Annotated in this window: 3 protein-coding genes; all 3 read right to left on the bottom strand. The window is 34.0% G+C overall.

Translation table 11 applies throughout. The features are described 5' to 3' along the window. Positions 1-13 precede the first annotated feature (13 nt). A complete protein-coding gene (locus tag DYY65_RS08030; protein WP_162477454.1) occupies positions 14-385 on the bottom strand; it encodes a hypothetical protein in 372 nt (123 codons plus the stop codon). Continuing rightward, entirely contained in the window at positions 379-570 is a 192-nt protein-coding gene (locus tag DYY65_RS08025; protein ID WP_162477453.1) for a hypothetical protein, read from the bottom strand. The genes DYY65_RS08030 and DYY65_RS08025 overlap by 7 nt, the downstream gene beginning before the upstream one ends. A gap of 156 nt (positions 571-726) precedes the next feature. Continuing rightward, the gene (locus tag DYY65_RS12490) at positions 727-1059 is read right to left on the bottom strand and encodes a hypothetical protein (protein ID WP_162477452.1); all 333 of its coding nucleotides are present in this window, start codon (positions 1057-1059) and stop codon (positions 727-729) included. Between the last annotated feature and the right edge of the window lie 268 nt (positions 1060-1327).

Genomic DNA, 1327 nt, shown 5'->3' with positions numbered 1-1327 from the left:
AATGAAGTCTAGGTCAGTTATCTAATTTGTGTCCCTTGCTAAGAATATGGCGGATTGAATCCAATAATTCTAGATGTGTTTCTTCATCCTTTTTTCTCATGTAATAATACAGCTCTTCTGTCGCTGCATGTAAATCAATCCTCAAACTCTGTGCTATAGATAAGGCTGCATAAGACAAAATAAGTTTTCTTAGTACAATTTCACTGCTAAGACTGGATGTATCTGATAATATCTCATCTAACACATTTTTGAAATTGGATTCAATGTATCGATCTTTTGATTCCCTATTTTTTATCAGAAATGTATTACCCATGAACCTAGATCGTATGTGTATTTCCTCAACCATATCAACAAAGTCGTCATTTAGAATACTATTCTCTAGCAAATCTTCAGAAAGCAAGTCAGCGGCATTTGTTCGCTCACCCGCATTTTATTCATAATTGGGAAAAGAACATGGCACGCTGCGCAGCCATTCTGTTTAATCTTTAATGGGTTTTTCATTACAGCTGAAATTTCGCCACGAATAATATTTTCTCCTATTTTCTTAGCGGCTTCATTTTCAAGATCCATAAATGTGGGAATTAAACCCCAGATTTGTTTTTTACTCTATCGGAAGTAAGAACTAACTAGATATTACAAATAGACCCGTCATTATTATCAATTATCCCCAAATTACTATGAACGAAAGGTCCTCGTGTCAAAAATATTAGTGTCAAGATGAGATAGTCATGAGAACGCAAGTATAATTCCTGCCTTCGGATCATGACTGATTTTAAATGATTCATTCTTAGAAATCGGTATAACTTCCACATTCCTGTCACTCTCGCATATTGGACACTTAATACTTGAATCTAAGAATGATGACGCACACCAATAACATGAGTTGCATATAACGAAACGTATTCGCTTGCTAATTCTAGTACTGAACGGAATATCGTGATTCTTGTTAGTAGAGGGTGCTTGATTGATAGCATTCTCAGAATTCAGAATCTTTACAATGACTTGAAGGCTATAATGATTTGAGATAGAGTTATTTTGGGTTATACTTCCAGATAACATTAGATAAGTGTAAACTGCACCACATAAAAGTATTAGTACGCTGATATTCCAAATCAACTTTTATTTGCAAGGGTAAACTAATTCGATGATTCTGATATGGTATTAGGGCTGATCAGATTTGGTTTCACATTTGAGGTAAATTGCACATTATTTTTTATTATTACCAGCATCATGTAATGTAATCAGGAGAAGGACCTCCTTCCTGAGATAATTCATTTCTTGATAAAATCTAAAACATCTTTCTTGAATGTCTTATTCGATTTAAGAA

This window comes from Nitrososphaera sp. AFS, assembly GCF_009898475.1.
In the GTDB taxonomy this organism is placed as follows: domain Archaea; phylum Thermoproteota; class Nitrososphaeria; order Nitrososphaerales; family Nitrososphaeraceae; genus Nitrosopolaris.
The sequence above is the reverse complement of the archived record's forward strand: the minus strand, read 5'-3'. Positions and strand labels throughout refer to the sequence as shown.

Bases quoted from the DNA above. Each gene is read 5' to 3' on its own strand.
- DYY65_RS08025 (WP_162477453.1), bottom strand. From the start codon at position 570: ATGGATCTTGAAAATGAAGCCGCTAAGAAAATAGGAGAAAATATTATT.
- DYY65_RS12490 (WP_162477452.1), bottom strand. From the start codon at position 1,059: ATGTTATCTGGAAGTATAACCCAAAATAACTCTATCTCAAATCATTAT.